General features: G+C 51.5%; 22 protein-coding genes. 19 read left to right on the top strand and 3 right to left on the bottom strand.

All coding sequences use genetic code 11. From position 1 onward, the window contains the following. Window positions 1-24: 24 nt before the first annotated feature. The 5 genes from odhB (at window position 25) to B3007_RS05145 (ending at window position 7,061) form a co-directional block, all read left to right on the top strand. A complete protein-coding gene (gene odhB, locus B3007_RS05125; protein ID WP_068441719.1) occupies window positions 25-1,272 on the top strand; it encodes a 2-oxoglutarate dehydrogenase complex dihydrolipoyllysine-residue succinyltransferase in 1,248 nt (415 codons plus the stop codon). 28 nt (window positions 1,273-1,300) lie between these two features. Further along, entirely contained in the window at window positions 1,301-2,743 is a 1,443-nt protein-coding gene (gene lpdA, locus B3007_RS05130) for a dihydrolipoyl dehydrogenase (RefSeq protein WP_076514765.1), read from the top strand. 241 nt (window positions 2,744-2,984) lie between these two features. Next, window positions 2,985-4,151: an ADP-forming succinate--CoA ligase subunit beta gene (gene sucC / locus B3007_RS05135; protein ID WP_301376767.1), complete on the top strand. Its 1,167-nt coding sequence runs from the start codon at window positions 2,985-2,987 to the stop codon at window positions 4,149-4,151. Next, on the top strand, window positions 4,151-5,023 hold the full coding sequence (sucD, locus tag B3007_RS05140; RefSeq protein WP_068436618.1) for a succinate--CoA ligase subunit alpha: 873 nt from the start codon (window positions 4,151-4,153) through the stop codon (window positions 5,021-5,023). The genes sucC and sucD overlap by 1 nt, the downstream gene beginning before the upstream one ends. 148 nt (window positions 5,024-5,171) lie before the next feature. After that, on the top strand, window positions 5,172-7,061 hold the full coding sequence (locus B3007_RS05145; RefSeq protein ID WP_301376768.1) for a propionyl-CoA synthetase: 1,890 nt from the start codon (window positions 5,172-5,174) through the stop codon (window positions 7,059-7,061). A 114-nt stretch (window positions 7,062-7,175) separates the two neighbouring features. On the opposite strand, the gene B3007_RS05150 is transcribed toward B3007_RS05145, so the two are convergent. The 3 genes from B3007_RS05150 to B3007_RS05160 form a co-directional block, all read right to left on the bottom strand. Next, window positions 7,176-7,655, bottom strand: coding sequence for a flavodoxin family protein (locus B3007_RS05150; protein WP_076514767.1), 480 nt, complete (start codon window positions 7,653-7,655; stop codon window positions 7,176-7,178). Between the two features lie 35 nt (window positions 7,656-7,690). Beyond that, window positions 7,691-8,617 (bottom strand): universal stress protein UspE, encoded by a 927-nt coding sequence (uspE, locus tag B3007_RS05155; protein ID WP_301376769.1) that lies wholly within the window; start codon window positions 8,615-8,617, stop codon window positions 7,691-7,693. A gap of 150 nt (window positions 8,618-8,767) precedes the next feature. Beyond that, window positions 8,768-9,646: a LysR family transcriptional regulator gene (locus B3007_RS05160; RefSeq protein ID WP_301376770.1), complete on the bottom strand. Its 879-nt coding sequence runs from the start codon at window positions 9,644-9,646 to the stop codon at window positions 8,768-8,770. Between the two features lie 156 nt (window positions 9,647-9,802). On the opposite strand from B3007_RS05160, the gene leuC reads away from it, so the two are divergent. From leuC to purF, 14 genes are all read left to right on the top strand, one after another. Beyond that, a complete protein-coding gene (gene leuC / locus B3007_RS05165) occupies window positions 9,803-11,221 on the top strand; it encodes a 3-isopropylmalate dehydratase large subunit (RefSeq protein ID WP_301376771.1) in 1,419 nt (472 codons plus the stop codon). Between the two features lie 14 nt (window positions 11,222-11,235). Continuing rightward, a complete protein-coding gene (gene leuD, locus B3007_RS05170; protein ID WP_301376772.1) occupies window positions 11,236-11,874 on the top strand; it encodes a 3-isopropylmalate dehydratase small subunit in 639 nt (212 codons plus the stop codon). A 452-nt stretch (window positions 11,875-12,326) separates the two neighbouring features. Then, window positions 12,327-13,412, top strand: a complete 1,086-nt coding sequence (gene leuB, locus B3007_RS05175; protein WP_301376773.1) for a 3-isopropylmalate dehydrogenase — start codon at window positions 12,327-12,329, stop codon at window positions 13,410-13,412. Between the two features lie 4 nt (window positions 13,413-13,416). Further along, window positions 13,417-14,538: an aspartate-semialdehyde dehydrogenase gene (gene asd / locus B3007_RS05180; RefSeq protein WP_301376774.1), complete on the top strand. Its 1,122-nt coding sequence runs from the start codon at window positions 13,417-13,419 to the stop codon at window positions 14,536-14,538. A gap of 248 nt (window positions 14,539-14,786) precedes the next feature. After that, entirely contained in the window at window positions 14,787-18,152 is a 3,366-nt protein-coding gene (locus tag B3007_RS05185) for a FimV/HubP family polar landmark protein (RefSeq protein ID WP_301376775.1), read from the top strand. A gap of 4 nt (window positions 18,153-18,156) precedes the next feature. Then, window positions 18,157-18,984: a tRNA pseudouridine(38-40) synthase TruA gene (truA, locus tag B3007_RS05190; protein ID WP_301376776.1), complete on the top strand. Its 828-nt coding sequence runs from the start codon at window positions 18,157-18,159 to the stop codon at window positions 18,982-18,984. A 20-nt stretch (window positions 18,985-19,004) separates the two neighbouring features. Next, window positions 19,005-19,520, top strand: a complete 516-nt coding sequence (locus B3007_RS05195; RefSeq protein ID WP_301390868.1) for a protease complex subunit PrcB family protein — start codon at window positions 19,005-19,007, stop codon at window positions 19,518-19,520. Between the two features lie 70 nt (window positions 19,521-19,590). Next, the gene (locus B3007_RS05200; protein WP_301376778.1) at window positions 19,591-20,238 is read left to right on the top strand and encodes a phosphoribosylanthranilate isomerase; all 648 of its coding nucleotides are present in this window, start codon (window positions 19,591-19,593) and stop codon (window positions 20,236-20,238) included. Window positions 20,239-20,251: 13 nt separating this feature from the next. Then, window positions 20,252-21,436 (top strand): tryptophan synthase subunit beta, encoded by a 1,185-nt coding sequence (trpB, locus tag B3007_RS05205; RefSeq protein ID WP_301376789.1) that lies wholly within the window; start codon window positions 20,252-20,254, stop codon window positions 21,434-21,436. Window positions 21,437-21,723: 287 nt separating this feature from the next. Next, window positions 21,724-22,545 carry a tryptophan synthase subunit alpha gene (gene trpA / locus B3007_RS05210; protein ID WP_301376779.1) on the top strand — a complete coding sequence of 274 codons (822 nt, stop codon included), beginning with the start codon at window positions 21,724-21,726 and terminating at the stop codon, window positions 22,543-22,545. An 18-nt stretch (window positions 22,546-22,563) separates the two neighbouring features. Then, window positions 22,564-23,814 carry a bifunctional tetrahydrofolate synthase/dihydrofolate synthase gene (folC, locus tag B3007_RS05215; protein ID WP_301376780.1) on the top strand — a complete coding sequence of 417 codons (1,251 nt, stop codon included), beginning with the start codon at window positions 22,564-22,566 and terminating at the stop codon, window positions 23,812-23,814. Continuing rightward, on the top strand, window positions 23,799-24,353 hold the full coding sequence (locus B3007_RS05220) for an SPOR domain-containing protein (protein ID WP_297533908.1): 555 nt from the start codon (window positions 23,799-23,801) through the stop codon (window positions 24,351-24,353). Before folC ends, B3007_RS05220 begins: the two co-directional genes overlap by 16 nt. A gap of 78 nt (window positions 24,354-24,431) precedes the next feature. After that, window positions 24,432-24,923 carry a CvpA family protein gene (locus B3007_RS05225; RefSeq protein WP_301376781.1) on the top strand — a complete coding sequence of 164 codons (492 nt, stop codon included), beginning with the start codon at window positions 24,432-24,434 and terminating at the stop codon, window positions 24,921-24,923. A 30-nt stretch (window positions 24,924-24,953) separates the two neighbouring features. Then, window positions 24,954-26,471, top strand: coding sequence for an amidophosphoribosyltransferase (purF, locus tag B3007_RS05230; protein ID WP_068435910.1), 1,518 nt, complete (start codon window positions 24,954-24,956; stop codon window positions 26,469-26,471). Window position 26,472: the final 1 nt, after the last annotated feature.

Raw genomic sequence — 26,472 nt, forward strand, 5'->3', positions numbered from 1 at the left:
CGCAGGAACTCTAAGGAAAATCGAATGAGCATCGAAATTAAGGCACCCACCTTTCCTGAATCTGTCGCTGATGGCACTGTGGCAACCTGGCACAAAAAACCGGGTGAACCCATCCAGCGCGACGAGCTTCTGGTGGATATTGAAACGGATAAAGTCGTACTCGAAGTTGTCGCTCCTGCGGACGGTTCATTAAAAACCGTTCATAAAGAAGAGGGCGATGTGGTTCTGAGTGACGAAGTGCTGGCAATCTTTGAAGAGGGCGCGGTGGATGCTGCGTCTTCTTCAGCGCCTGATGAAACCGAATCGGCGCCTGCTGAAACTGCAGAAGCATCTGATGATGGTGACATCATCATGAGCCCGGCTGCGCGTAAGCTGGTTGAAGAAAATGGTATTGCTCCGTCATCGATCAAGGCGACTGGCAAAGACGGTCGTGTTACCAAAGAAGATGTCGTTAATCATCTGAAGGGTGGTTCTGCGCCGGCGCCTGCCGCTGCTCCAGAACCAAAAGCAGAAGCGCCTAAGTCGGCACCTGCTGCACCTGCCGCCGCTGCACCTATGGCTGATGAAGGTGACCGCATTGAGAAACGTGTTCCTATGACTCGTCTCCGTGCAACCATCGCTCGTCGCTTAGTCGAGGCGCAACAGAACGCTGCCATGCTCACGACCTACAACGAAGTGAACATGGGCCCGGTTATGGAGCTGCGTAAAAAGTACAAAGATACTTTTGAAAAAGCGCACGGTGTGAAACTCGGTTTCATGTCTTTCTTCGTGAAAGCGGCTACTGAAGCCCTGAAGCGTTTCCCTGCGGTTAACGCATCTATCGATGGTAACGACATGGTTTACCACGGATATCAGGATATCGGTGTCGCCGTTTCTACTGAACGCGGTCTGGTTGTTCCAGTTCTGCGTGATACTGACAGCATGGGTCTGGCGGAAATTGAAAGCACTATTGGTGATTTCGGTAAGCGTGGCCGCGAAGGTAAGCTGGGTATCAATGATATGCAGGGTGGCACCTTTACCATCACAAATGGTGGTATTTTCGGGTCACTGATGTCGACGCCTATTCTGAATCCTCCTCAGACTGCTATTCTGGGAATGCACAAAATTCAGGAACGTCCGATGGCAGTGAATGGTGAAGTTGTTATTCAGCCAATGATGTATCTTGCTCTGTCATACGATCACAGAATGATCGATGGCAAAGAAGCAGTACAGTTCCTGGTAACCATTAAAGAGTTGCTCGAAGATCCAGCGCGTCTGTTGCTGGATATCTGATAGGGTTTCGGAAATTTAAGGATTTATTATGAGCAAACAATTTGATGTTGTAGTCATCGGTGGTGGTCCTGGTGGTTATGTAGCAGCTATTCGCTGTGCGCAGCTTGGTCTGAAGACTGCGTGTGTTGAAAAATGGGTCAGCAAAGAAGATAAGCCTGTGCTGGGCGGCACCTGCCTGAACGTAGGTTGTATCCCTTCAAAGGCACTTCTCGACAGCTCTCACAAATATGAAGAAGCGCACGAGAAGTTTGAGCTGCACGGTATTTCTACCGGTAAGGTCTCCATCGACATCGAAAAGATGATGGCCCGCAAAGAACAGATCGTGAAAAACCTGACCATGGGTGTTGCGACGCTGTTTAAAGCAAACGGTGTAACGTCGTTTGAAGGGACAGGTAAACTGCTTGCAAACAAGCAGGTAGAGTTCACTGACCACAGCGGTAACGTTGAGGTGCTTGAAGCAGAAAACGTAATTATCGCGACGGGTTCTGTGCCGGTTGAAATTCCTCCAGCGCCATTGGCCGACGACGTTATTGTTGATTCTACCGGTGCGCTGGAATTTACTAAGGTGCCTAAGCGCCTTGGTGTTATTGGTGCCGGTGTTATCGGTCTTGAGCTTGGTTCTGTATGGGGTCGTCTCGGTTCAGAAGTTACGGTTCTCGAAGCGCAGGATAATTTCCTTCACCTTGTCGACCAGACGGTGGCTAAAGAAGCTAAGAAACTGTTTGGCAAGCAAGGCATGGATATTCGCGTCGGTGCACGAGTCACTGGTACGGATGTTAAGCGTAAGAAAGTGACCGTGACCTATCAGGATTCTGAAGGTGAAAAGTCAGAAGAGTTCGACAAGCTGATCGTAGCGGTTGGTCGTCGTCCTTACACTGAAGGTCTGCTGTCAGGTGACTGCGGCGTTAACCTTGATGAGCGTGGTTTTATTCACGTCGACGAAACCTGTAAAACAGACGCTCCTGGAGTCTGGGCTGTAGGTGACGTAGTACGTGGTCCTATGTTGGCACATAAAGCGTCTGAAGAAGGCGTCATGGTTGCTGAGCGCATCGCCGGTCATAAAGCGCAGATTAATTACGACTGCATTCCTTCTGTTATTTACACGCACCCAGAAATTGCCTGGGTCGGTAAAACCGAAGATGAACTGAAAGCAAATGGCGAAAAATATAACGTTGGTATGTTCCCGTTCGCTGCTAATGGCCGGGCGATGGCCGCTGCAGATACGGATGGCTTCGTGAAGATTATCGCCGATGCTGAAACTGACCGTATTCTTGGTGCCAGTGTGATCGGTCCGAATGCTGGTGATCTTTGTCAGCAGATCGTTGTTGCTATGGAATTCGGTTCCAGCGCTGAAGACGTGGGTATGATGGTGTTCGCACACCCAACCATTTCTGAAGCTGTGCATGAAGCTGCGCTTGCGGTGAACAATCAGGCCATTCATAAGGCCAATCGTCGCCCTAAAGCCAAGTAAGCTGGTCTATGCACCACAGTGTGCAGGACATAATACTAAAGCCCGGTTTACCGGGCTTTTTTTTTGTGGCTTTATTACAACCTGTCTAAACTGTAACAGCGACGGTGGATTGGCCCCTTATTTCTCTAATCAGAAAATCAGGACTATCTTTTCCACACAAGTTTCTGAAATGGCGGAACCCATACAATGTGTCTCCGTCAGACAAGACCTGAACGTTAAATTGTAAGAACAGGACAAAGCGATGAACCTACACGAATATCAGGGTAAGCAGCTGTTCGCTCAGTACGGCCTGCTAGTCTCAAAAGGAGTGGCGGCAAAAACAGCGGAAGAGGCAGCTGCAGCAGCCGACACAATCGGTGGCGACCGTTGGGTCGTAAAAGCACAGGTACATGCGGGTGGTCGCGGTAAGGCCGGTGGTGTGAAACTGGTCAGCTCAAAAGAAGAGATCAGCGATTTTGCTAATCAGTGGCTGGGTAAAAACCTGGTGACCTATCAGACAGATGAAAACGGCCAGCCGGTTTCTCGCATTCTGGTTGAATCCTGCACAGATATTGATCAGGAACTCTACCTCGGTGCCGTTGTTGATCGTTCTTCCCGTCGTGTTGTGTTCATGGCATCGACCGAAGGTGGTGTGGAGATTGAGAAAGTCGCACACGAAACACCTGAAAAAATCCTGAAAGCCGAGATTGATCCCTTAGTAGGCGCGCAGCCGTACCAAGGCCGGGATCTGGCCTTTAAATTGGGTCTTGAAGGAAAACAAGTAGGGCAATTTGTAAAAATCTTCCTTGGTCTGTCTAAATTATTCCACGAAAAAGATCTGGCATTGCTGGAAATTAACCCTCTGGTAGTTACCAATGAGGGCGATCTCCACTGCCTCGACGCGAAAATTAACATCGATAGCAATGCTGTGTATCGCCACAAAGATCTGCAGGAAATGCACGATCCTTCTCAGGAAGATGAGCGTGAAGCACACGCAGCGAAATTCGAACTTAACTATGTCGCCCTTGATGGCAACATTGGTTGTATGGTGAATGGTGCAGGTCTGGCGATGGGTACCATGGACATCGTTAAGTTGCACGGTGGCCAGCCTGCGAACTTCCTGGATGTGGGCGGCGGCGCGACGAAAGAGCGTGTTGTTGAAGCATTCAAAATTATTCTCTCCGACGAAAATGTCAGCGCCGTTCTGATTAATATTTTCGGCGGTATTGTACGCTGCGACATGATCGCTGAAGGCGTAATCGGGGCGGTAAAAGAAGTCGGTGTGAAAGTGCCGGTGGTTGTACGTCTCGAAGGTAACAATGCGGAACTTGGTTCTAAAGTTCTGGCTGAAAGTGGTTTAAATATTATTGCAGCAACCAGCCTTGCGGATGCTGCGGAGCAAGCGGTTAAAGCTGCGGGGGGCAAATAATGAGTATTTTAATTAATAAAGATACCAAGGTTATTTGTCAGGGCTTCACTGGCTCTCAAGGTACCTTCCATTCTGAGCAGGCCATTGAGTACGGCACAAAGATGGTTGGCGGTGTTACACCGGGTAAAGGTGGCACTGAGCACCTTGGCCTTCCAGTGTTTAATACTGTCGCTGAAGCCGTTGACGCTACAGGGGCTGAGGCATCTGTGATTTATGTACCTGCGCCGTTCTGTAAGGACTCAATCCTTGAGGCGGCAAATGCCGGTATCAAACTGATCGTTTGTATTACTGAAGGCATTCCTACTCTGGATATGCTGGATGCAAAAGTTAAGTGCGATGAGCTTGGTGTGCAGCTGATCGGTCCGAACTGCCCAGGGGTTATTACTCCGGGAGAATGTAAGATCGGTATTATGCCTGGTCATATTCACCTGCCAGGCAAAGTGGGTATTGTATCCCGCTCGGGTACCCTGACTTACGAAGCGGTTAAGCAAACCACTGACGAAGGTTTCGGCCAGTCGACTTGTGTTGGTATCGGTGGTGACCCGATTCCGGGCTCTAACTTCATTGATATCCTGAAAATGTTCCAGGAAGACCCTGCCACTGAAGCCATCGTAATGATTGGTGAAATTGGTGGTACTGCCGAAGAAGAAGCAGCAGCCTTCATCAAAGAGAACGTGACTAAACCTGTGGTTTCTTACATTGCAGGTGTGACTGCACCTCCAGGTAAGCGTATGGGCCATGCCGGCGCGATTATCTCGGGCGGCAAAGGCACAGCAGACGAGAAATTCGCGGCGCTCAATGATGCTGGTGTAGCAACCTGTAAGAGCCTTGCTGATATCGGTAAGACACTGAAGGAACTGACTGGCTGGTAAGTCTTAGCTGAAGTCAGACAATATAAAAGCCCGCCACTGTTTCAGTCGCGGGCTTTTTTATTTTAAGAGCAACCGCGATTCTATCCCTAAGTCGAATAGGCGCTGTTAGTCGACTTTCGTATTCTGAATGAATACCTGGAGGTGGCTAATGATGTATGAAACCGATTACCGCGAGGCTCGCGACAATCCAAAGGCGTTCTGGTCTGCACAGGCAGAGAAAGTGCACTGGTTTAAAAAACCAACCAAGGTACTCAGTCAGGATGAAAATGGAATAGACCGTTGGTTTGCCGATGGTGAATTGAACACTTCTTTTCTGGCACTCGATTATCACGTTCTGAATGGCCGTGGCGATCAGGCTGCACTTATTTACGACTCGCCTGTTACTGGAAGCAAACGCTCTTATACCTATCGTGAATTAACCCAAGAAGTGGCGCTTTTCGCAGGCGTGCTGGCTGCCCGGGGCGTAGAAAAGGGGGATCGGGTTGTTATCTATATGCCGATGGTGCCTGAAGCCGCGATTGCTATGCTGGCTTGCGCTCGTCTCGGGGCGGTTCATTCGGTGGTGTTTGGTGGATTTGCGCCCAACGAATTAGCCGTCCGTATTGATGATGCAACGCCTAAAGTGCTTGTCACGGCCTCCTGCGGAATAGAAGTCGACCGGATTATCCCCTACAAACCGATTGTGAATGATGCGCTATCCATGGCGAGTCACCGACCTGATTCCTGTTTGGTACTGCAACGAGAGCAGCATCCTTGTGATCTGACTGCTGGTTTTGATCTGGATTGGCAAGAGGCGCTGGGGTCAGCATCACCAGCAGACTGTGTGCCTGTGTTGTCGACGGACCCCCTGTATGTTCTTTATACGTCAGGGACTACCGGTAAGCCCAAAGGGGTTGTCCGCGATAATGGCGGCCATGCCGTGGCGATGCGTTATTCCATGGATTCCGTCTATAACATAGGTCCGGGGGATGTCTTCTGGGCGGCATCGGATGTGGGCTGGGTCGTTGGGCATTCGTATATTGTTTATGCGCCTTTGATTACCGGCTGTACTACGGTCTTTTATGAAGGCAAGCCGGTTAAAACACCAGACGCTGGAGCCTTCTGGCGGGTGTGTGCTGAATATAAGGTGAAGGCCTTATTTGCTGCACCAACGGCGTTTCGTGCTGTACGGAAGGAAGACCCGGAGTGTGCTCTTGCCGGACAGTACGACCTCAGCGCATTAACAACCATTTTTATGGCCGGTGAACGCCTTGATCCACCCACTTACGACTGGGTGGTCGGGCACCTGAAACGGCCCGTCGTTGATCATTGGTGGCAGACGGAAACTGGCTGGGCTATTGCGGGAAATCACGTGGGCTATGGTCTTGCGGAAACGAAGCCTGGCTCGGTAACGCGTCCGTCTCCTGGTTTTAATGTTGAAATTCTGGATGGTCACGGCAAGCCTGTGCCTGCCGGTGAGCAGGGCAGTATTGCCATCAAATTACCTATGCCCCCGGGCTGCCTGCCAACGATCTGGAACAATCACGACCGCTTTGTGGATGGTTACCTGAGTACCTTCGACGGCTACTACGTTTCGGGTGATGGTGGTTACATCGATAAGGATGGCTACCTGTTTGTTCAGGGGCGCACCGATGACATCATCAATGTCGCAGGCCACCGCCTGTCGACCGGTGAAATGGAGGAGGTTGTGGCTGGTCATGATGCAATTGCGGAGTGCGCTGTGATTGGCCAGGCCAGTGACCTCAAAGGCGAAGAACCCCTGGGTCTTCTTCTGTTAAAAGATGGTGTGACAATCGATGAAGCGACTCTGGAGTCCGAAGTCATTCAGCGAGTGCGTGACAACATCGGTGCCGTTGCCAGTTTCCGTCATGCTGTGGTTGTCCAGCGTCTACCGAAAACCCGCTCAGGGAAGATTCTGCGTAAGGTGTTGCGCAACATCGCTAACAGTGAGGAGTACCAAACTCCGTCAACTATCGATGATCCGGCGTGTCTTGTCGAAATCGAAGAAGTTTTATTAAAAAAAGGCTTAAGAAAATGAAACTTTGAGGAACTGATACGTGAATGTCGTATCTGAGCTTACGGTTGTTGCAAAACAACCGTTATGATTGCTCCCCCTCTACGCCGGCCTTCGGGTCGGCGTTTTTTTATCCTGCTAAATAATACCTTCTGACAGAGCGGTTGCGATGGCCTCACCAATCTCACCGACTTCGTCCAGCCATGCTTCCTGCCACGCACCTCTGAGCACCACTGGTTCCTGAACCCAGCGCCAGCGTAATCCGGTTGTGATGGTTTGCAGGGCGCGGACAGTGCCTGTGCCATCGTGGCCTGCACGTACGATGGCTATACAGGGGAGTCCCTGTTTGTTGTCCAGCACCGGGTAATAAACGCGGTCAAACCAGTCCTTCATTGCACCTGACATATAGCTCAGGTTTTCAGGGGTTAATAAGATAACTCCTTCGGCTTGCATGAGTTCATCGACGCCTGCATCTAACGGTGCTTTGGCGGTGAATGTGAGATTAGCGCCAGCTTTTTCTATGCCAGAAATAAGCCCGTCACGGAGACGGGCCAGATTTTCAGAGGGGCAGTGCGCAATAATCAGGAGGTTCTTTGTCTGCTTATCAGCGGATTTCATATTCTCTCGACTTACGGGGTTACGCGATATGTGGGCTATTCAATATCAGGATTAACGCCGTCTTTGGGTTTAATGATTAATACATCGCAACTGAGTTTATCGACGAGCGCTTCTGCTGTGTTGCCAATCAGGACACCGCTCAGACCTTCGCGACCGACAGTGCCAACGACGACGAGATCGGCTTCAATCTCTGCGGCCACATCCGGCACGACTTGTTCAGCATCACCTTCAAGTACGTGGACATGATCTTCAGCGACGTTGAACTTTTCGGCCCAGCGAGCTGTTGCCTCTTTATGCTGGTCAGTAATGTAATTCTGAATGTCTTCTGGTGGAGAAACCTCAGGCACCATGGCGAGGGCGACAGCGACCATAGGGTAAGCGTTTGCAATATGCAGGTCCGTATCAAAGTGATCAGCCAGATGCTCTGCATAAGACAAAATGTTGTCATTGATAAGAGTGTGCCCTTTGTCTGAGCTGGTGGCATCAATACTGGCGAGTATACGGTTGTGCTTCCAGGCATCGGATGATTTAACCATCATGACAGGCGCCGGGCAGTGGCGCATCAGGTTCCAGTCAGAGTGCGAGAACAGCCGATCGATCAGGCCGTGTTTCTGAGTCGACTTAATAACCAGGTCAAACTCCGTATCGCGAGCCGATTCAATGGCGGCATCGTGCAGGTGCTTCTGCCAATGAACTTCTGTATTTACGCGCAGGCCTTTGCAGCTATCCAGCTCAGTAAGCGAATCCAGCCAGAGTTGCGCCTGACGCAGGAGGGCTTGCTTCACACTACTTGCGGTCGTGTCTGCCAATTGTGAGGCCTGGTCGCTAAAGCTGTCCCAGGCTGAGGTGATTAATGTCAGGTCGGCATCAAGCGCGTTCGCCAGCCAGCATGCGCGCTGCAGGCCAGGCTGCTCTTCGTCGTGTTTATCCAGCACTACCAGAATGTGATTGATATCGAGCATGATATTCTCCTCAGCGCCGCAATGGCGTAGTCCGTTCTCTTAGTGAGCATATCGCTTTCAGGTGTCAGCGTCTTGCTCTGCCTCAAGGTAAGTAGTCTTAAGGTAAATCGCCTTAAGGTACGACCCCTATTGGCCGGTCAGGTTCTTACTTTAGTCGTCGGCACTGGCGTGCAGGAGGTCCATCAGTGCGGTAGCTGCATTGCTTTGCGTTCGATGTTTCAGGAATACGGCGCCAAGCTGTCGGCGAAGACTCGTCCCCGGCCAGTTGATTACGGTTAAAGCGTCATCATTCACCATTGATGAGGGCAGCACCGACCAGCCCATCCCGACCGAGACAAGCATCTTAATGGTTTCGAGATAGTTGGTAGGCATGGGTGCCTTTAAGGTCAGTCCTTCGGCAGCAAAGACATTGTTTATGAGCTGATAGGTAATCGTATCTGGCTCAGGCAATATGGCGGGCTCGGACGACAGGTCCTGAAGTAAGACCTGGGGGATGTCAGCCAGCCGATGATTGGCTGCACAGACGCATACCATATCGTCCTGCCAGAGTGGGATGGCAGCAATGTCACTTTTAGGTGTTTGCTCCAGTGTTGTCAGTGCGAGGTCGACCTGACGTAGTCTCACCGCCTGGTATGCACGCTCAGAACCCATAAACTGCAGGTCGAGATCCACATTTGGGTGAGCATGTACAAATTTCCTGAGAACAGGCGGTAGTCGGTGTAGCCCGATATGGTGGCTGGTCGCTAAGGTCAGGCTGCCGCTGATGTCGCCGGATATATTCTCCAGTTCAAGTTCTGTGTCTGATACAAGATCCAGAATATGTTGCGCTCGGGGGAGCAGGGCTTCGCCAGCCTCGGTCAGGCTGATGGTTCTGTTGTGACGATCAAATAGAGTGGTGCCTAGCTGCTCTTCCAGTTGCTTGATACGTTTACTGACCGCCGATTGCGTCAGATACAAAGACTCTGCTGCTGCTGAAAATGACTTTTGCTCAGCGACTGCTATAAACGCCTTTAACGATTGTGTATCCATGTCACACCCCGGAAGAGCTGATACTAAATAGTAGCTGGTATTCCCAGTAGGAATTCAAACTAGAAAAAATATGAATTTCTGTTGTTTATCAGCTCAGGTATCATTCAGCAAGTGATTAATGATGAGAACCTAACTAAAGAGATGGGAGTACCGAGCATGGCCGGCAAGACTCTTTACGACAAACTCTGGGATCAGCACGTGGTGAAAACCCGTGAAGATGGCACAGCGTTGATATACATCGATCGTCAGCTTCTGCACGAAGTGACCTCTCCACAGGCGTTTGAAGGTCTGCGTATTGCAGGTCGCAAGCCATGGCGCTTAGACGCTAACCTGGCGACACCTGACCACAATGTTCCGACCACCGTACTTGAGCGTAAATCAGGTATCGAAGGTATTCAGGATCCGGTATCCCGTATTCAGGTTAAGACTCTGGACGACAACTGCGATCATTTTGGCATTAACGAATTCAAAATGGCCGACAAGCGTCAGGGCATCGTGCACGTCGTTGGCCCAGAGCAGGGCGCGACGCTGCCGGGTATGACGGTTGTGTGCGGTGACTCCCATACGGCAACCCACGGCGCGTTCGCTGCACTGGCGCATGGTATTGGCACCTCCGAAGTTGAGCACGTGCTGGCGACTCAGTGCCTGATTCAGCGCAAAATGAAAAACCTGCTGATCAAGGTCGACGGTGAGCTGGGCAAAGGTATTACCGGTAAAGACGTGGTTCTGCACGTGATTGGTGTCATCGGTACCGCCGGTGGTAACGGTTGCGCCATGGAGTTCGGTGGTTCTGCTATCCGCTCTATGAGTATGGAAGGCCGTATGACCATGTGTAACATGGCGATCGAAGCCGGTGCCCGTGTGGGTATGGTAGCGTTCGATGAGATCACTGCTGAATACGTGAAAGGTCGCCCGTTTGCGCCTAAAGCAGATCAGTGGGAACAAGCCGTCGCTGCATGGTCTGACCTCAAGTCGGATGACGATGCTGAGTTCGATAAAGTCGTTGAGATTCGCGCCGAAGACATCAAACCACAGGTGACCTGGGGTACCTCTCCAGAGATGGTGACGACCGTTGATGGCACGGTTCCAACGCTTGAAGACGCTGAAGACGATGTGGAGCGTTCAGGCTTTACCCGTGCTTATGAGTACATGGGCTTAAAGCCGGGTCAGAAAATCACGGACATTAAGCTGGATCGTGTATTCATCGGTTCTTGCACGAACTCCCGTATTGAAGACCTGCGTGCCGCTGCTGAAGTTGCGAAAGGTCGTAAAGTGGCGGACAGCCTGATTCAGGCCTTAGTCGTACCGGGCTCTGGTCTGGTGAAAGCTCAGGCAGAAGAAGAAGGCCTGGATAAGGTTTTCGAAGAAGCTGGTTTTGAATGGCGTGAGCCAGGCTGCTCTATGTGTCTGGCGATGAACGCCGACAAGCTGGGCAGCGGTGAGCATTGTGCTTCCACCTCTAACCGTAACTTCGAAGGTCGTCAGGGCTACGGCGGTCGTACGCATCTGGTGAGCCCCGCGATGGCTGCAGCTGCTGCGATTGCTGGTCACTTTGTCGACGTGCGTGAATTTTAATAGGAGAACCTGAGATGAAAGCATTTACTGTACATCAGGGTGTTGTCGCTCCTATGGACCGCGCCAACATCGATACCGATATGATCATTCCTAAGCAGTTTCTGAAGTCGATCAAACGTTCTGGCTTCGGTCCGAACCTGTTCGATGAACTGCGTTATCTGGATGAGGGGCAGCCGGATGCGGATAATAGTGGTCGTCCGCTGAATCCTGACTTCGTGCTGAACCAGCCTCGCTACGCAGGTGCATCCGTGCTGCTGGCGCGTGAAAACTTTGGTTGTGGCTCAAGCCGTGAGCACGCACCTTGGGCGCTGGAAGACTTTGGCTTCCGTGCGATCATTGCGCCAAGCTATGCCGATATTTTCTACAACAACAGCTTTAAGAATGGCCTGCTGCCGATCGTTCTGGATGAAGAGACGGTGGATCGTCTGTTTAAAGAGACTGAAGCAAATGAAGGCTATCAGCTGACTGTCGATCTTGAGAACCAGAAAGTGGTTACGCCATCGGGCGAAGAGATCGCCTTTGAAGTGGACGATTTTCGTCGTCACTGCCTGCTGAATGGTCTGGACGATATTGGTCTGACGTTGCAGGACGCTGACGAAATTAAAGCGTACGAGGAGAAGCGTCGCGCAAGCTCTCCTTGGTTGTTTGCGTAGGGGAGCTGCCGCTAAAAGAGTGATTCGATTTCCACTCTGGGACTCGCCGTGAATACGTCCCTGTAGGCTCGGGTGCCGTGTTTGACCTACAGGGATGGAGGAAATGCCGAAATCTGTCGGGAACAGATTCGGCCTTACGGCACACAGTCCCCGAGCGGATATGCGACTCACTCTAACTGTAGAAGCCGACGAGTATGTGTATCGAAACAACAGCTCTTGCGGCTAGGAATATTTAAGGGGTGTTGCTGGGGCTTTTAAGCCAGCCCTTTGTGCCATGGCCAGATCTGTTCCATACAGATCCCGGCACTTCCACCATCCATGGTGGTCGGAGAGCACAAGGGAGCCCCCATGGATGGGTTTACGGCGAGCTGGATTAAAAGCCCCAGTGACAACCCGGGTTAACAAAATTATCACGTCAGACCAGAAGGTCGGCGTGCATACAGGAAATAGAAATGAGCAAAAACGTACTGATTCTGCCAGGCGATGGTATTGGCCCGGAAATCGTTGCAGAAGCCGTTAAGGTTCTGAACGTAGCGAACGAAAAATTCAATCTCGGTCTGGAGCTGGTGGACGGCCTGGTCGGTGGTTCTGCCTACGACGTACATGGTACGCCACTGCCAGAAGAAACCATGGACAAAGCCCGCGCCGCAGACGCAATCCTGCTGGGCGCAGTGGGTGGTCCTAAGTGGGATAACCTGGAAGATCGCGAACTGCGTCCTGAAAAAGGTCTGCTGGGCCTGCGCTCTGGTCTGGAATTGTTCGGTAATCTGCGTCCTGCAATTCTTTACCCACAGCTGGCGGACGCGTCTTCACTGAAGCCTGAAGTGGTGTCTGGTCTGGATATTCTGATCGTACGCGAACTGACCGGTGGTATTTACTTCGGTAAGCCACGTGGCATCCGCACTCTGGAAAACGGCGAGCGCGAAGGCTACAACACCTACGTTTACAGCGAGTCTGAAATTAAGCGTATTGCTCACGTAGCTTTCCAGTCGGCAATGAAGCGTAACAAAAAGCTGTGCTCAGTCGACAAAGCGAACGTTCTGGAAGTGACCGTGCTTTGGCGCGAAATTCTGGAAGAAGTGGGCAAAGAATACCCAGAAGTTGAACTGTCACACATGTATGTTGATAACGCGGCGATGCAGCTGGTACGTGCACCTAAGCAGTTCGATGTTATGGTTACCGGGAACATGTTCGGTGACATTCTGTCTGATGCTGCAGCAATGCTGACAGGTTCTATCGGCATGCTGCCTTCCGCCTCTCTGGATAAAGACAACAAAGGTATGTACGAGCCATGTCATGGTTCGGCGCCTGATATTGCAGGTCAGGGCATTGCTAACCCATTGGCAACTATCCTGTCAGCTGCGATGATGTTGCGTTACTCACTGGGTGAAGGCGCGGCTGCTGATGCGATTGAGCAGGCAGTAAGCAACGTGCTCGATAAAGGTCTGCGTACTGGCGACATCTTCTCTGAAAGTATGCAGAAAGTTTCCACCGTTGAAATGGGCGAAGCGGTTGTAGCCGCCCTGCAGGAGGTTTAATTACATGTCACAGTTGAATGTTGGCCTGGTCGGCTGGCGCGGAATGGTCGGCTCTGTCCTGATGCAGCGCATGCAGGAAGAGAAAGACTTCGATCAGATTAACCCGGTATTTTTTACCACATCCCAAAAAGGTAAGCCTGCTCCGGACTTTGCAGGTAAAGATTGCGGCACGCTCGAAGATGCATTCGATATCGACGCGCTGAAAGCACAGGACGTGATCCTGACCTGTCAGGGCGGTGATTACACCAAAGAAGTGTACGGTAAGCTGCGTGAATCAGGTTGGAACGGTTACTGGATTGATGCTGCGTCCTCGCTGCGTATGGATGATAGCGCCATCATCGTGCTCGACCCAGTGAACAAAGATGTGATCGAAAAAGGCATTGAGTCAGGTGTTAAAACCTACGTTGGCGGTAACTGTACTGTCAGCCTGATGCTGCTCGCATTGGGCGGTCTGTTCGAGAAAGATCTGGTGGAGTGGGTTGCTCCTCAGACTTATCAGGCAGCGTCTGGTTCAGGTGCACGCCACATGCGTGAACTGATTTCCCAGATGGGTGCGATTCGCGACGAAGTTAAAGATAAGCTTGATGACCCTGCCAGCGCGATTCTTGAAATCGACCGTCAGGTTGCTGACTTCATCCGTAGCGATGCATTGCCAACAGAGCAGTTTGGTGTGCCCCTGGCGGGCAGCCTGATCCCTTATATCGACTCTCAGCTGGAATCTGGCCAGAGCCGCGAAGAATGGAAAGCCCAGGTCGAAGCAAATAAGATCATGGGCCGCAGCGATGATCAGGTTCCTGTCGATGGTCTGTGTGTTCGTGTGGGTGCGATGCGCTGTCACAGCCAGGCGATGACACTGAAGCTGAAGAAAGACATTCCGGTCAGTGAAATCGAAGAGATTCTTGCCGGTCATAATGACTGGGTGAAAGTGATTCCGAATGATCGTGATGCCAGCATGACGGAACTTACTCCGGCAAAAGTGACTGGCACATTGAGTATCCCGGTAGGCCGTATTCGTAAGCTGAATATGGGGCCGGAATACATTTCTGCGTTTACCGTCGGCGATCAGCTCCTTTGGGGCGCAGCTGAGCCACTTCGCAGAATGTTGCGCATTTTGTTGAATCAGTGATGAGAAAGCGGGGCATTTGCCCCGCTTTTTTCATGGTGGCTGATAGAAAAATGCTCTAAGTGTTTCATACGTCACGCTTTTATCCCCCGCAAACCGGGCAAAATATTGCGTTAGCTCTCTTTATATTTGATACTACGAATCGCTTATGAACGGAATCTATAAGTAAGCTGGGTCAGGATCATCTAAAAAGAAAGCGGTTTTTCGAAAACCTGCGATACATCGTCGCGAACGACAACAAGGAAGCAATAATGAAGCGCCTACTTGCTAAAAGCATTCTGTTGGCTGGGGGAATGTCCTTATCATCTCATATTCTGGCGTTGGGCCTGGGCGAGATGGAACTGGACTCTGCACTGAATCAACCCCTGAGCGCAGAGATCAAGCTTATTGATAAGCAAGGTCTGACCAGCTCGGAGATTAAACCGAAGCTTGCCAGTGCTGCTGACTTCGAACGCGCAGGTATTGATCGCTACCAGTTCCTTACGCAGATGAAGTTTTCGGTCAATGGCGACCGCATTCTGATCACGACCCGTGATCCCGTTAATGAACCTTTTCTGAATTTCCTCGTAGAGCTCAACTGGCCGGCAGGTCGTGTGCTCCGCGAATACACCGTTCTTCTTGATCCACCGGTATTCGAAGAAGGACGGGTTCAACCATTAGTTGCAGTGCCTGCGGGCTCTGTTCAGTCACAGACGACGGTAACAGCACCTCAGTCGCGTCCAGAACCGAAGCCTACACCTAAGCGCTCAAATAGCTGGCAGACTCCAGCTGCGCCGGGCACCTACAAGGTTCAGCCGAACGACACCCTCTGGGAAATCGCTCTGGCAACCCGGCCAGATGCGTCTGTGACTCCACAACAAATGATGATCGCTCTGCAGGACGTTAACCCTGGAGCTTTCATCAATGGCAATATCAATCGCCTCAAAACCCACACTGTTCTTGATATCCCTGATGCTTCCATCATTGAAACGGTAAATAACCGCGAAGCTGTTGCTGAAGTAGTACGTCAGAACCGTGAACTGAAAGCCGGTGTTGCTCAGATTGATGCAACTGGCCGTAATACTGATACTTCTGGCCCACGCAAATCAACCGGAAATGGCGAAGTTCGCCTTCTCGCATCTGAAGCAAGCGGCGACTCGAACCAGTCGGGTGGGGCTGTTTCGGGTAAAGCCGGCACCGCTGGTGCGGCTGAAACAGATCTGGCGATTGCGCTTGAGAATCTCGATAAGAGCCAGCGTGAGAATCAGGAGCTGGTAGAGCGCCTTAATGCGCTTGAAGAGCAGCTCGCTAAAATGGAGCGTTTGATTTCGCTTCAGAATGACCAGCTAGCCAATATGCAGGCTGGGACCGAGCCAGCTGCAAAAGCGGACGCGACGGTTCAAGAGCCAGCGGCGGAAACGGCGGGCGTAGCTACCACTGAAGCCGCAACCGAACAGACAAGTGAATCAGTAACTGAATCTGCCACAACGCCTGCTGAAGACGCTGCTCCAGTAGAGCAGCAAACAGAGACTGAGGCAGTAGCCGAAGCGGCACCTCAAGAAGCTCCGGCAACTGAAGACGCTGAATCTGAGTCTGAGGCAGGTACTGATTACAACTACAGCGAAGGTGCTGCAGCCGAGACTGAGCAGGCCGCTCCAGTTCAGACTGCAGAACAGAAAGCTATGGCTGAGCGAGCGGCAGCGGAAGCTCGTCGCTCTGCGGCAGAATCGGATAAAAGTGTCGTCGATAAAATTATGGCGATTCCGTATCCATACTTTGCTATTGCGGCAGGCCTGTTGCTAACCCTTGTCTACGCGATCATGAAGCTGAAAGCGCGTAAAGAAGAAGATGCCGTTGCAGAAGCCGAAGCGGAACTGAATGCAGCCGAAGCAGCAGCGATGGCTCCAGATAATACTGAGCTTGATCTGCCTGATAACAATGATCTTCCGGGATTCGATGACAATCTGTCATCTGATGCTGGCGATGATAGCTTCGGTAACTTTGACCTGGGCGATGAAGAGATCGATAGTAATATCGAATCAGACCTTTCTGATATCGACCTGGATGCATACGACGATGCTGATGGCGAGTATGAAACCGTTGGCCAGACCGAAGACGCGATCAGCGAGTCGGACATTTACATTGCCTACGGGAAATTTGATCAGGCGATCGAGCTTCTCAAGGGCGCAATTGCAGCTGAACCAGAGCGCACCGACCTTCGCCTGAAGCAGCTCGAGGTTCTCTCTTCGCTTGATGATGCAGAGGCCTTTGCCGAGGCTGAGGCGAACCTGATTGCAATTGGTGATTCGGCCGCGAACGCAGAAGCAGCAGAATTCAGACGGCAACTGTCTCAACCAATTGAGCCAGAAATCCGTGCTGATGAATCAGGTGCATTGAGCCTTGATGGTGAACTGCCTTCGATTGATGAATCCGCAGAGGATGAGTTTGAAGGCGGTATGGACTTTGGCGCCGCGCTGGATTTCGGTGGTGATGCAGCACCGGAAGACGATGGCATTGGTGCTCAGCTGGAAGAAGTGCCGGATCTTAAGTTGGATGAGTCTTCAGACTTTGACGCAGAGAAAGAGGGTGTCGATATGTCCCTCGAAGACGATGCGCCAGAGCTTGATGATGACCTTCTTAACTTTGACCTGGGTGACGATGACGAACTCTCCACAGAGACAGTTGCGTCTGATTCGTCTGAAGATGAGCTAACCGAAGAGACTGACAGTCTCGCGTCGCTTGATGATGCCGACGACGAGCTTCCTTCCCTGGATCTCGATACAGACGATTTAACGACTGACCTTGAAGATATTGCAGCGGAGCTTCCTGCTGAGTCTGAGACTGAGACTGAGACTGAGACTGAGACTGAGACTGAGACTGAGACTGAGACTGAGACTGAGACTGAGTCATCAATCGATTTCAGTGTCGATGATTTCGATCTGGATTCAGAATCTGACGATCTTGTTGATTCTACAGAGACACTGGAAGGGCCAGCAGAGTCTCCGGTTACTGGCGAATTGACCGATGCCGAAGACGACCTGTCGCTCGATTTCGAACTAGATGAAGCCACGGCATCTTCTAACGAAGAACTGGACGACCTTCTTGATATGGACGGTGATCTGGACGTTGCTGGTTCGTCTGAAGAAGAGCTTCCAGAGCTGACGTTCGATGTGGAAGATAGCTCTGATTCTGAACTTGCTGAGTCTGCAGACGACGTTTCTGTTGAAGAGGCGGGTGAGGAAGCTGGAGAAGAGGTCGCGCACGAAGCGCCTGAATCCGACACCTCTGCTGACTCTGTTGACGAAAGCTCTGCTGACGAAGACGAGTTGGTAGCAGCGTCAGACTCCGAGGACGAAAACGTATCGGACGATCTCGAAGCCCTGATGTCTGGTGATGATGACCTGGCGGATGGCAGTGACCTGATCGGCGGTATCGATCTCGATGAGCTCGCAGCAGCCGATGACGAGTTCGACTTCCTGGCGGGCACTGATGAGTGTGCTACCAAACTTGATCTGGCGCGTGCGTATGTCGATATGGAAGATGTAGACGGTGCGAAAGAACTTCTGCAGGAAGTTGTTCAGGAAGGTAATGATGCTCAGAAGCAGGAAGCTAAAGACCTGATGGATAAACTCGCCTGAACGCATGACTGATTTAGAAGATGGCTACCGCCGCTATGCGGCGGTGGTCGAGTATAACGGTGCTTGCTTTCATGGCTGGCAACGTCAGAAACACCACGACGAACCTACCGTACAGGCCGCTCTCGAAGCGGCCATTTCAGTTGTAGCCAACCACCCTGTGACCGTTGCCTGTGCTGGTCGCACGGATGCTGGTGTCCATGCCACAAGGCAGGTTATCCACTTCGATACAAAAGCTCAGCGTAAAGACTATGGCTGGATGATGGGTGTTAATACTCATCTCCCGGCGGGTGTTGCTTTACAGTGGGTTGGTGAGGTCGGAGGTGACTTTCATGCTCGTTATAAAGCACAGGCCCGCCGTTATCGGTATGTGATTTATGATAGCCCGTCTCGTATGGCGCTGATGCATGACCAGCTGACCTGGTGGAAATACCCTCTGGATGCTGAGCGCATGCATGAGGCGGCTCAGCACCTTATTGGCACTCATGACTTTACATCGTTCCGGGCGAAGGACTGTCAGGCTAAATCTCCAGTGAAAGAGATGCATGCCATATCAGTGCAACGTTTTGATCGTATTCTGGTCATAGAACTGGAATGTAGCGCGTTCCTGTATCACATGGTTCGTAACATCGTAGGCGTGCTCTTGCCAATCGGAGAAGGGCACAAATCTCCGGACTGGATGAAAGACGTTCTTGAATTCCGGGATCGCTCAAAAGCAGGCATCACGGCACCGGGTGGTGGGTTGTATTTTGTTGGAGTGAAATACCCTGAGCAGTTCACCGTTCCATGCGAGCCGTGGGGGCCTGCACTGTTGCAGCCTCTTTTAGAAAAATAGAATTCTGGAGTGAATCACGCATGCGAGCGGCGTTAAGACAATTTTTAACAGTGACGTTGTTTTCGGCAGGCCTTGTATCCTGTGGCGGAGATTGGGGGCCTGAGGATGACGGCGACGGCTTTGGTGACCGTGAAGAACCAGTACAGACTGACGTTGCAAGGCTTGCATTGCATCAGGGAACCAATAACGGAACCGGTGCTACCCACGAGCGTCAGGTGCGCTTTCTGCGTGACCAGGTGAGTTATGAGGACGCGCTGCTTAACTACTCGTCCGACGATAGTTCAGCGCAGGACGTCGACTTTGAAGAATTTCAGCTTCTGCTGATCGATATGGGTACCCGGAGCACAGGCGGTTATGCCATTGCCGTGAGTGATGTTTATGAAGAAGAGGATGTTGTCACTGTAGAGTTGCGATACACCTATCCCGAGGCGGATTGCTCAGTGATAGATGCTGAGACGACTCCCTATCTTTTCTTACGGCTCGAAACTCAGCTGCCGGTCGTACTGTCTGAAGAAGTGGCTTACACGGAATGTTAAGCGTTTTCTGCTGAGAGCAACATCGCTGTTCTGGTATTATCAGGTATTTTAACAGACTGAACGAATTGTTATGCGCCGCACCCGAATCAAGATTTGTGGAATTACACGCGCCGAAGATGCAGACGCCGCTGTCGAGGCTGGAGCTGACGCGCTGGGCCTGGTTTTCTATCCACCGAGCCCCCGGGCAGTGAATGTCGGCCAGGCGGTGGACGCGGTAGGCAATGTGCCTGCTTTTGTCAGTGTAACTGCTCTCTTTGTAAATCCGACGGTCGAAGAGGTGCAAAGAGTACTTGATAGCGTTAGAATTGATCTTATCCAATTCCATGGTGATGAAGATGACGACTTTTGTCGACAGTTCAAACGCCCCTACATCAAAGCCCTCCGTGTCCGGCAAGCGTCGGATGTGGTGGCGTCGTGCCTGCGCTTCCCTGGCGCACTGGCAATTCTCCTAGACAGTTATAAGCCCGGAGTTCCGGGTGGTACAGGAGAGACCTTCGACTGGTCACTGATACCCGAAACTCCACCAAAGCCCATTATTCTTGCCGGTGGCCTTGAGCCTGAGAATGTCGCATCTGCGATTATTCAGATTCGTCCTTTCGCTGTCGATATCAGCGGAGGCGTTGAAGCCTCGAAAGGCATCAAGGATCACTGCAAAATCGAAGAATTTGTGAACGAGGTGTATCGTGTCGATCAACACTACCGAGAAGCAAGCGACTGACTTTAATGTTGAAATGCCAGATGCCGATGGCCATTTCGGTATCTTTGGGGGGCGCTTTGTCTCCGAAACCCTGACAGCAGCATTGGACGAGCTTCAGGAAACCTACGAAAAACTGCGTAACGATCCAGACTTTCAGGCTGAATTTGATAAAGAGCTGGCGCACTACGTTGGCCGCCCATCACCGCTCTATTTTGCCGAGCGCCTGACGGAGGAATGCGGTGGCGCAAAAATCTATCTGAAGCGTGAAGATCTGAACCACACAGGCGCTCACAAGGTTAATAACACCATCGGTCAGGCCTTGCTCGCCAAGTTTATGGGCAAGAAAAAAGTGATTGCTGAAACTGGCGCTGGTCAGCACGGCGTCGCGTCTGCAACCGTTGCTGCGCGTTTTGGTCTTGAGTGTAAGGTATTCATGGGCTCCACTGACGTTGAACGTCAGAAACTGAATGTGTACCGCATGAAGCTGCTTGGCGCTGAAGTTGAATCGGTGACCTGTGGCACCAAAACACTGAAGGACGCCATGAATGAGGCTATGCGCCATTGGGTTACCAATGTCGATGACACCTTCTACATCATCGGTACGGCAGCTGGGCCGCACCCATATCCAATGCTGGTACGTGATTTTCAGAGCATTATTGGTCGTGAAACACAGCGTCAGTGTGATGAGCAGATTGGTCGTCAGCCTGATGCGGTTGTTGCCTGTGTTGGCGGCGGTTCAAATGCCATTGGTATGTTCCATCCGTACATTAAATACCCTGAGGTTGAGATGTACGGAGTTGAAGCCGGTGGTCTGGGCCTTGAGGGTGATGACCACGCTGCGCCTCTGAGTAAAGGTAAACCGGGAGTTCTGCACGGTAACCGCACCTACCTGATGGAAGATGAGAACGGCCAGATTATGGGCACGCATTCCGTTTCTGCGGGTCTCGATTATCCGGGAGTGGGGCCAGAACATAGCTGGTTGAAAGATGTAGGGCGTGCAAAGTACGTAGCTGCGACTGATGACGAAGCGATCGATGCCTTCCACAAGCTAACGCGACTTGAAGGCATTATGCCAGCACTTGAGAGTTCGCACGCGATCGCATATGCCATGAAATTGGCGGCAACGATGGATAAAGACAAAGTTATTGTTGTAAACCTGTCTGGTCGCGGCGATAAAGACATACACACCATCGCAGAATTGGACGGTGTTACTGCATAAGCTGGAGTTTGGCGAGTGGTGACTGTTTGTAGGCTTTGGCCGTTTTAGATCCATTTGCCAGTTCCATGTCATCCATTTGTGCCTGCTTTTTGCTATCTACCTATTGCGCGGCAATTTCTTGTTGAAGTTGTCAGGCCATCAGTGGCCCGCAAGGAGCGTAGAGCAGCAGGAGCAGACATGACCGAAGTGATGTTGTATTCGTCGCAACGGCCTGAATGGATGTTTCAGCTTATCCACGGATTGACGGTATCTGGAGACGGGTGCCGGCTAAAAGTAGAGTGAAAGACATGAGCCGAATTACAAAAACGTTTGAGCGTCTGGCCGAAGAGGGCAAGAAGGCGCTGATCCCTTATATAACTGCGGGTGACCCGGATAAAGCCACCACAGTACCAATGATGCACGCCTTGGTTGAAGCAGGTGCGGATGTTATTGAACTGGGTGTTCCTTTTTCTGACCCGATGGCGGATGGCCCAACCATCCAGCTGGCCTGTGAACGATCTCTTAAACACGGTACGTCCCTGCGCGATGTCTTGGGTATGGTTGCTGAATTCCGCAAGACCGATAAACGTACGGCGGTTGTGCTGATGGGGTACCTGAACCCGGTGGAAGCAATGGGGTATCCGGAGTTTGTTGAGCAAGCATCAGCGGCCGGTGTTGATGGTGTACTGGTGGTAGATATGCCGCCAGAGGAAGCGCGCAGCGTCGATTCCATGTTTGAAGAAGCAGGTCTCGATTTGATATATCTGCTTGCTCCGACGAGTACAGAGCGACGCATTAAAACTATTGGTGAAGTTGGTCGCGGTTACGTCTACTACGTGTCTTTGCGGGGTGTAACTGGATCAGCAGCCATTGATGTTGAAGATGTTGAGCGTAATCTGGATCATATTCGTCAACATGTGAAAGCGCCTCTTTGCGTTGGTTTCGGTATTCAGAATGCTGAGGCTGCTGCACGCGTATCTGAGGTCTGTGACGGTGTTATTGTTGGCAGTGCGTTGGTGAGTCGTATCGCTGATCAGGCAGATAACCCGGTCCAGGCAATCAAAGACGTTACTGGCCTTGCTGGCAGTATGCGCGAAGCGATGGATGCAAATGCTGCGGCGGAAGCCTGACCCCTCTGGAACTGTTTGATGCTCTATAGCTCCCCTGATGAATGGCTTCGCTATCTTGAAGCCATTCACCCTTCTGGTATAGATCTTGGTCTTGAACGTGTTGCTCGTGTTGCAGGAACGCTCGACTGTGTGAAACCCGCGCCGCTGGTTATTCTGGTCGGCGGTACCAACGGAAAAGGTACGACCTCGGCATTAATTGCTGCGCTGCTCCGAAAGCAGGGTATGAAGGTCGGGATGTATAATTCTCCTCATATCCACCGTTACAACGAACGAGTGTCAGTGGATGGTTCTGATATTTCAGATTCCGATTTATGCCTCTCTTTCGACGCGGTTGAACAGGCGCGCGGTGATATCACACTGACGTATTTCGAATTTGGTACGTTGGCAGCCCTCTGGCACTTCAAGCAACAGATGCTTGATGCCGTTGTTCTGGAGATCGGCCTGGGTGGGCGGCTTGATGCCGTAAATGTTGTTGATCCTGATATTTCAGTAGTGACGAGTATTGGTCTCGATCACCAGGACTGGCTTGGTGATACGCTCGATGATATCGCCTATGAGAAGTGCAGCATAGCGCGCAAAGGGAAATGGCTTGTTTGTGGTCAACCCGATGCCCCTGCACAAGCTTCGGAAACCGTGGAAAATATTGGCGGACTTTTTGCGGCGCGAGGTGAGATGTTTGATGTCATTGAGTCTGAGCAGCAGCTTATTGTGAGCTATAAGACGAACAGTGAGCCTCGCACAGTCACTCTGACCGGTTACCATATTCCTCATCACAACGTCGCGACGGCGATACAGTCGCTCGCGCTTATTGATCTGTTGCCCTCTCCCGAGATGGTTTCAGAGGTTGTGGCAGGCCTTCGGGTTCCGGGAAGGTGGCAGAGTTGGAAAAACGGTTCAGCGACCGTGGTACTTGATGTTGCACACAACCCTCAGGCGGCTGCCTATCTGCGTCATCATATAGAAGAGCTGGACTGTCTTGTTCTGGGGATGCTGAGTGATAAAGATGTTTCGGGTGTCCTTGAGGCGTTGCCTCCGTTTAAGCGCTTTTGCGTAGTGACTCTCACAGGTTGGCGAGGCCTGACGTGTGACGAGCTGGCGGCAAAAAGTAGCGCAGCAGGATTTACAGTGGATCAAAGCTTTGAAACTATGGGCGCTGCTCTGGAGTCTATTCCAGCAACGGGGACCACGCTGGTCGCTGGATCATTTCACACAGTAGAGGCTGCAGCTGAATGGCTTCACGCCGGAGAGGGTAAATGGAGCTCCATTTAAAAAAACGAATTTTAGGTGCCTGGCTGACAGTAACAGCGATTCTGGTTGTAGCACCTATTGTATTGGATGGCTCGCGTACCCATATTCTTCTTGAATCAGACGCCCCGGCAATGCCCGATACCGAACGCTGGGCAACAGAAGAATACGAGCGCCAGGTAAGAAAAGACGTCGAGGCGCTAGCTTCGGGTGAAGCAACCGCTGATGTGGCCATGCCTGCGGTTGATGTCGTCGACCGCGATGAGCCCCCGGTGCCCGGTGTACCGGCCGATCAGACAAAGCTTGATCAGGACAAAATTCCATATGCATGGACTCTGCAGGTTGGCGCCTTCGGTCAGCGGGAAAATGCCTATCGTTTCCGGGACCTTCTGCGTCACGATGGCTACAAGGCCTATGTTCAGGAGTTTCAGCAGGAAAAAATTACCCGGGTTTATGTCGGACCCGAGCTGCGCCGGGCGGATGCAGAGAAAATACAGCGCCAGTTAAAGCAACGTGGTGATATCACTGAGGCCTATCTGCGTCGCTACAAAGCAGAGAGCTGACGCAGCGCTATTGTCAATTCTTTTATAGCGCGCAGGCTCTGGTATACTGCGCGCTTTCTTTTTCTGCCGGGGCAGCGAATGACCATTATCGACTGGGTGATCCTGGGTATCATCGGCGTCTCTGGCCTGATCAGCCTGGTGCGTGGCTTTGTGAAAGAAGCCCTGTCTCTCATATCCTGGTTGGTTGCCTTTCTTGTCGCCCGTTATTTCAGCGGTAACCTCGCCACTCTCCTTGAAGACAGTATTTCGACAAACAGTGTTCGTTGGATGGTCGCTTTTGGTATCTTGTTTGTTGCGACTCTGGTTGTTTTAGCTATGGTGAATTTTCTGGTAGCTCAACTGGTTAAAGCCACTGGTTTAAGCGGTACTGACCGGGTATTCGGCATGGTTTTTGGCATCCTGCGGGGTGTTATCATCTTGGTTGCTCTGGTGTACGGAGCTCAGTTGACCGGGATTCCTCAGCAGGATCTTTGGTGGCAGGAATCGACAATTATTCCATACCTGGAAACGCTGGCGGATTGGGCGCGTAAAACGCTTCCCTCCGCCGTGAGCCAGGTGTTGGCAGCTTAATAAACTTCGCTTGTTTGAGGTAATACGCGCATGTGCGGAATAGTGGGTGTAGTTGGTAAGTCCCATGTTAACCAGGCAATCTATGACGCTCTGACGGTGCTGCAGCATCGTGGTCAGGATGCCGCAGGAATTGTGACCAGCTACGGTAACAAGCTTTGTCTGCGAAAGGATAATGGCCTTGTTCGTGACGTATTCAGAACCCGCCACATGCAGCGACTGCTTGGCAATATTGGCATCGGTCATGTGCGCTACCCAACAGCTGGCAGCTCAAGTTCTGCTGAGGCTCAGCCGTTCTATGTGAACTCGCCGTACGGTATTACCTTGGCGCACAACGGTAACCTGACGAATACAGAGCAACTTGCGGAAGACATCTACCGCGAAGACCTGCGTCACATCAACACCACCTCTGACTCCGAAGTTCTACTGAATATTTTCGCGCACGAGCTTCAGGAGCAGCGTCAGCTCAAGCCATCTCCAGAGGTTATCTTCAAGGCGGTGCGGAGAGTGCATGAGCGTATCCGTGGTGGGTATGCTGTGGTCGCTATGATCACTGGCTACGGTATCGTTGCTTTCCGCGATCCCCACGGCATCCGCCCCGCTGTATTTGGTCACCGTGATACTGCGAACGGCCCTGAGTACATGGTTGCCTCTGAGTCAGTTGCCCTGGATGCACAGGATTTCAAACTCGACCGTGACATCGCGCCGGGTGAGTGCGTTATCTTTACCGAAGATGGTCAGCTCTTCACAGAGCAGTGTGCTGAGCAGACGGAACTGACACCGTGCATTTTTGAGCATGTTTATTTTGCCCGTCCTGATTCCATCATTGATGGCATCGCTGTGTATAAAGCCCGCCTGCGTATGGGTGAAAAACTCGCCGATAAGATCATGCGTGAGCACCCGGACCATGATATCGATGTAGTTATACCGATTCCGGATACCAGCCGATCTTCAGCACTGGAATTGGCGAATCATCTGGGTGTGAAATACCGCGAAGGCTTTATGAAGAACCGCTATATTGGCCGGACCTTCATCATGCCGGGGCAGCAGCTACGCAAGAAGTCCGTAAAACAGAAGCTGAATGCACTCGACCTGGAATTCCGCGGTAAGAATGTTCTCCTTGTTGATGACTCTATCGTACGTGGAACAACGTGCGAACAGATCATTGAAATGGCACGCGAAGCGGGCGCGAAAAATGTGTATTTTGCCTCTGCGGCACCGGCCGTTCGATTCCCGAATGTGTACGGAATCGATATGCCAGCGAAAGAAGAATTTATCGCGCACGATCGCTCGACCGAAGAAATTGCAAAAGCCATCGGTGCTGACTGGCTTGTTTATCAGGATATTGAAGATCTGGTAGACGCTTGCCTTGAAGGTGCGACAACAGATGCTAAAGCATTCGATTGTTCAGTATTTAATGGCGAATATGTCACTAAAGATATTAACGACGAATATTTCCGTCGTTTGTATGAACTTCGGAATGACGCTAACAAAACCCTGCAGGTGATCGATAATGAAGCGATTGATCTGCATAACCAGAAAGAGGCCTGAG

This window comes from Thalassolituus sp. UBA675 (assembly GCF_002297765.1).
Lineage (GTDB): Bacteria > Pseudomonadota > Gammaproteobacteria > Pseudomonadales > Oceanobacteraceae > Thalassolituus.

What these genes read in the sequence shown, in the direction of transcription:
- odhB (WP_068441719.1), top strand. Translation starts at nt 25, where the DNA reads ATGAGCATCGAAATTAAGGCACCCACCTTTCCTGAATCTGTCGCTGAT.
- lpdA (WP_076514765.1), top strand. Translation starts at nt 1,301, where the DNA reads ATGAGCAAACAATTTGATGTTGTAGTCATCGGTGGTGGTCCTGGTGGT.
- sucC (WP_301376767.1), top strand. Translation starts at nt 2,985, where the DNA reads ATGAACCTACACGAATATCAGGGTAAGCAGCTGTTCGCTCAGTACGGC.
- sucD (WP_068436618.1), top strand. Translation starts at nt 4,151, where the DNA reads ATGAGTATTTTAATTAATAAAGATACCAAGGTTATTTGTCAGGGCTTC.
- B3007_RS05145 (WP_301376768.1), top strand. Translation starts at nt 5,172, where the DNA reads ATGATGTATGAAACCGATTACCGCGAGGCTCGCGACAATCCAAAGGCG.
- B3007_RS05150 (WP_076514767.1), bottom strand. Translation starts at nt 7,655, where the DNA reads ATGAAATCCGCTGATAAGCAGACAAAGAACCTCCTGATTATTGCGCAC.
- uspE (WP_301376769.1), bottom strand. Translation starts at nt 8,617, where the DNA reads ATGCTCGATATCAATCACATTCTGGTAGTGCTGGATAAACACGACGAA.
- B3007_RS05160 (WP_301376770.1), bottom strand. Translation starts at nt 9,646, where the DNA reads ATGGATACACAATCGTTAAAGGCGTTTATAGCAGTCGCTGAGCAAAAG.
- leuC (WP_301376771.1), top strand. Translation starts at nt 9,803, where the DNA reads ATGGCCGGCAAGACTCTTTACGACAAACTCTGGGATCAGCACGTGGTG.
- leuD (WP_301376772.1), top strand. Translation starts at nt 11,236, where the DNA reads ATGAAAGCATTTACTGTACATCAGGGTGTTGTCGCTCCTATGGACCGC.
- leuB (WP_301376773.1), top strand. Translation starts at nt 12,327, where the DNA reads ATGAGCAAAAACGTACTGATTCTGCCAGGCGATGGTATTGGCCCGGAA.
- asd (WP_301376774.1), top strand. Translation starts at nt 13,417, where the DNA reads ATGTCACAGTTGAATGTTGGCCTGGTCGGCTGGCGCGGAATGGTCGGC.
- B3007_RS05185 (WP_301376775.1), top strand. Translation starts at nt 14,787, where the DNA reads ATGAAGCGCCTACTTGCTAAAAGCATTCTGTTGGCTGGGGGAATGTCC.
- truA (WP_301376776.1), top strand. Translation starts at nt 18,157, where the DNA reads ATGACTGATTTAGAAGATGGCTACCGCCGCTATGCGGCGGTGGTCGAG.
- B3007_RS05195 (WP_301390868.1), top strand. Translation starts at nt 19,005, where the DNA reads ATGCGAGCGGCGTTAAGACAATTTTTAACAGTGACGTTGTTTTCGGCA.
- B3007_RS05200 (WP_301376778.1), top strand. Translation starts at nt 19,591, where the DNA reads ATGCGCCGCACCCGAATCAAGATTTGTGGAATTACACGCGCCGAAGAT.
- trpB (WP_301376789.1), top strand. Translation starts at nt 20,252, where the DNA reads ATGCCAGATGCCGATGGCCATTTCGGTATCTTTGGGGGGCGCTTTGTC.
- trpA (WP_301376779.1), top strand. Translation starts at nt 21,724, where the DNA reads ATGAGCCGAATTACAAAAACGTTTGAGCGTCTGGCCGAAGAGGGCAAG.
- folC (WP_301376780.1), top strand. Translation starts at nt 22,564, where the DNA reads ATGCTCTATAGCTCCCCTGATGAATGGCTTCGCTATCTTGAAGCCATT.
- B3007_RS05220 (WP_297533908.1), top strand. Translation starts at nt 23,799, where the DNA reads ATGGAGCTCCATTTAAAAAAACGAATTTTAGGTGCCTGGCTGACAGTA.
- B3007_RS05225 (WP_301376781.1), top strand. Translation starts at nt 24,432, where the DNA reads ATGACCATTATCGACTGGGTGATCCTGGGTATCATCGGCGTCTCTGGC.
- purF (WP_068435910.1), top strand. Translation starts at nt 24,954, where the DNA reads ATGTGCGGAATAGTGGGTGTAGTTGGTAAGTCCCATGTTAACCAGGCA.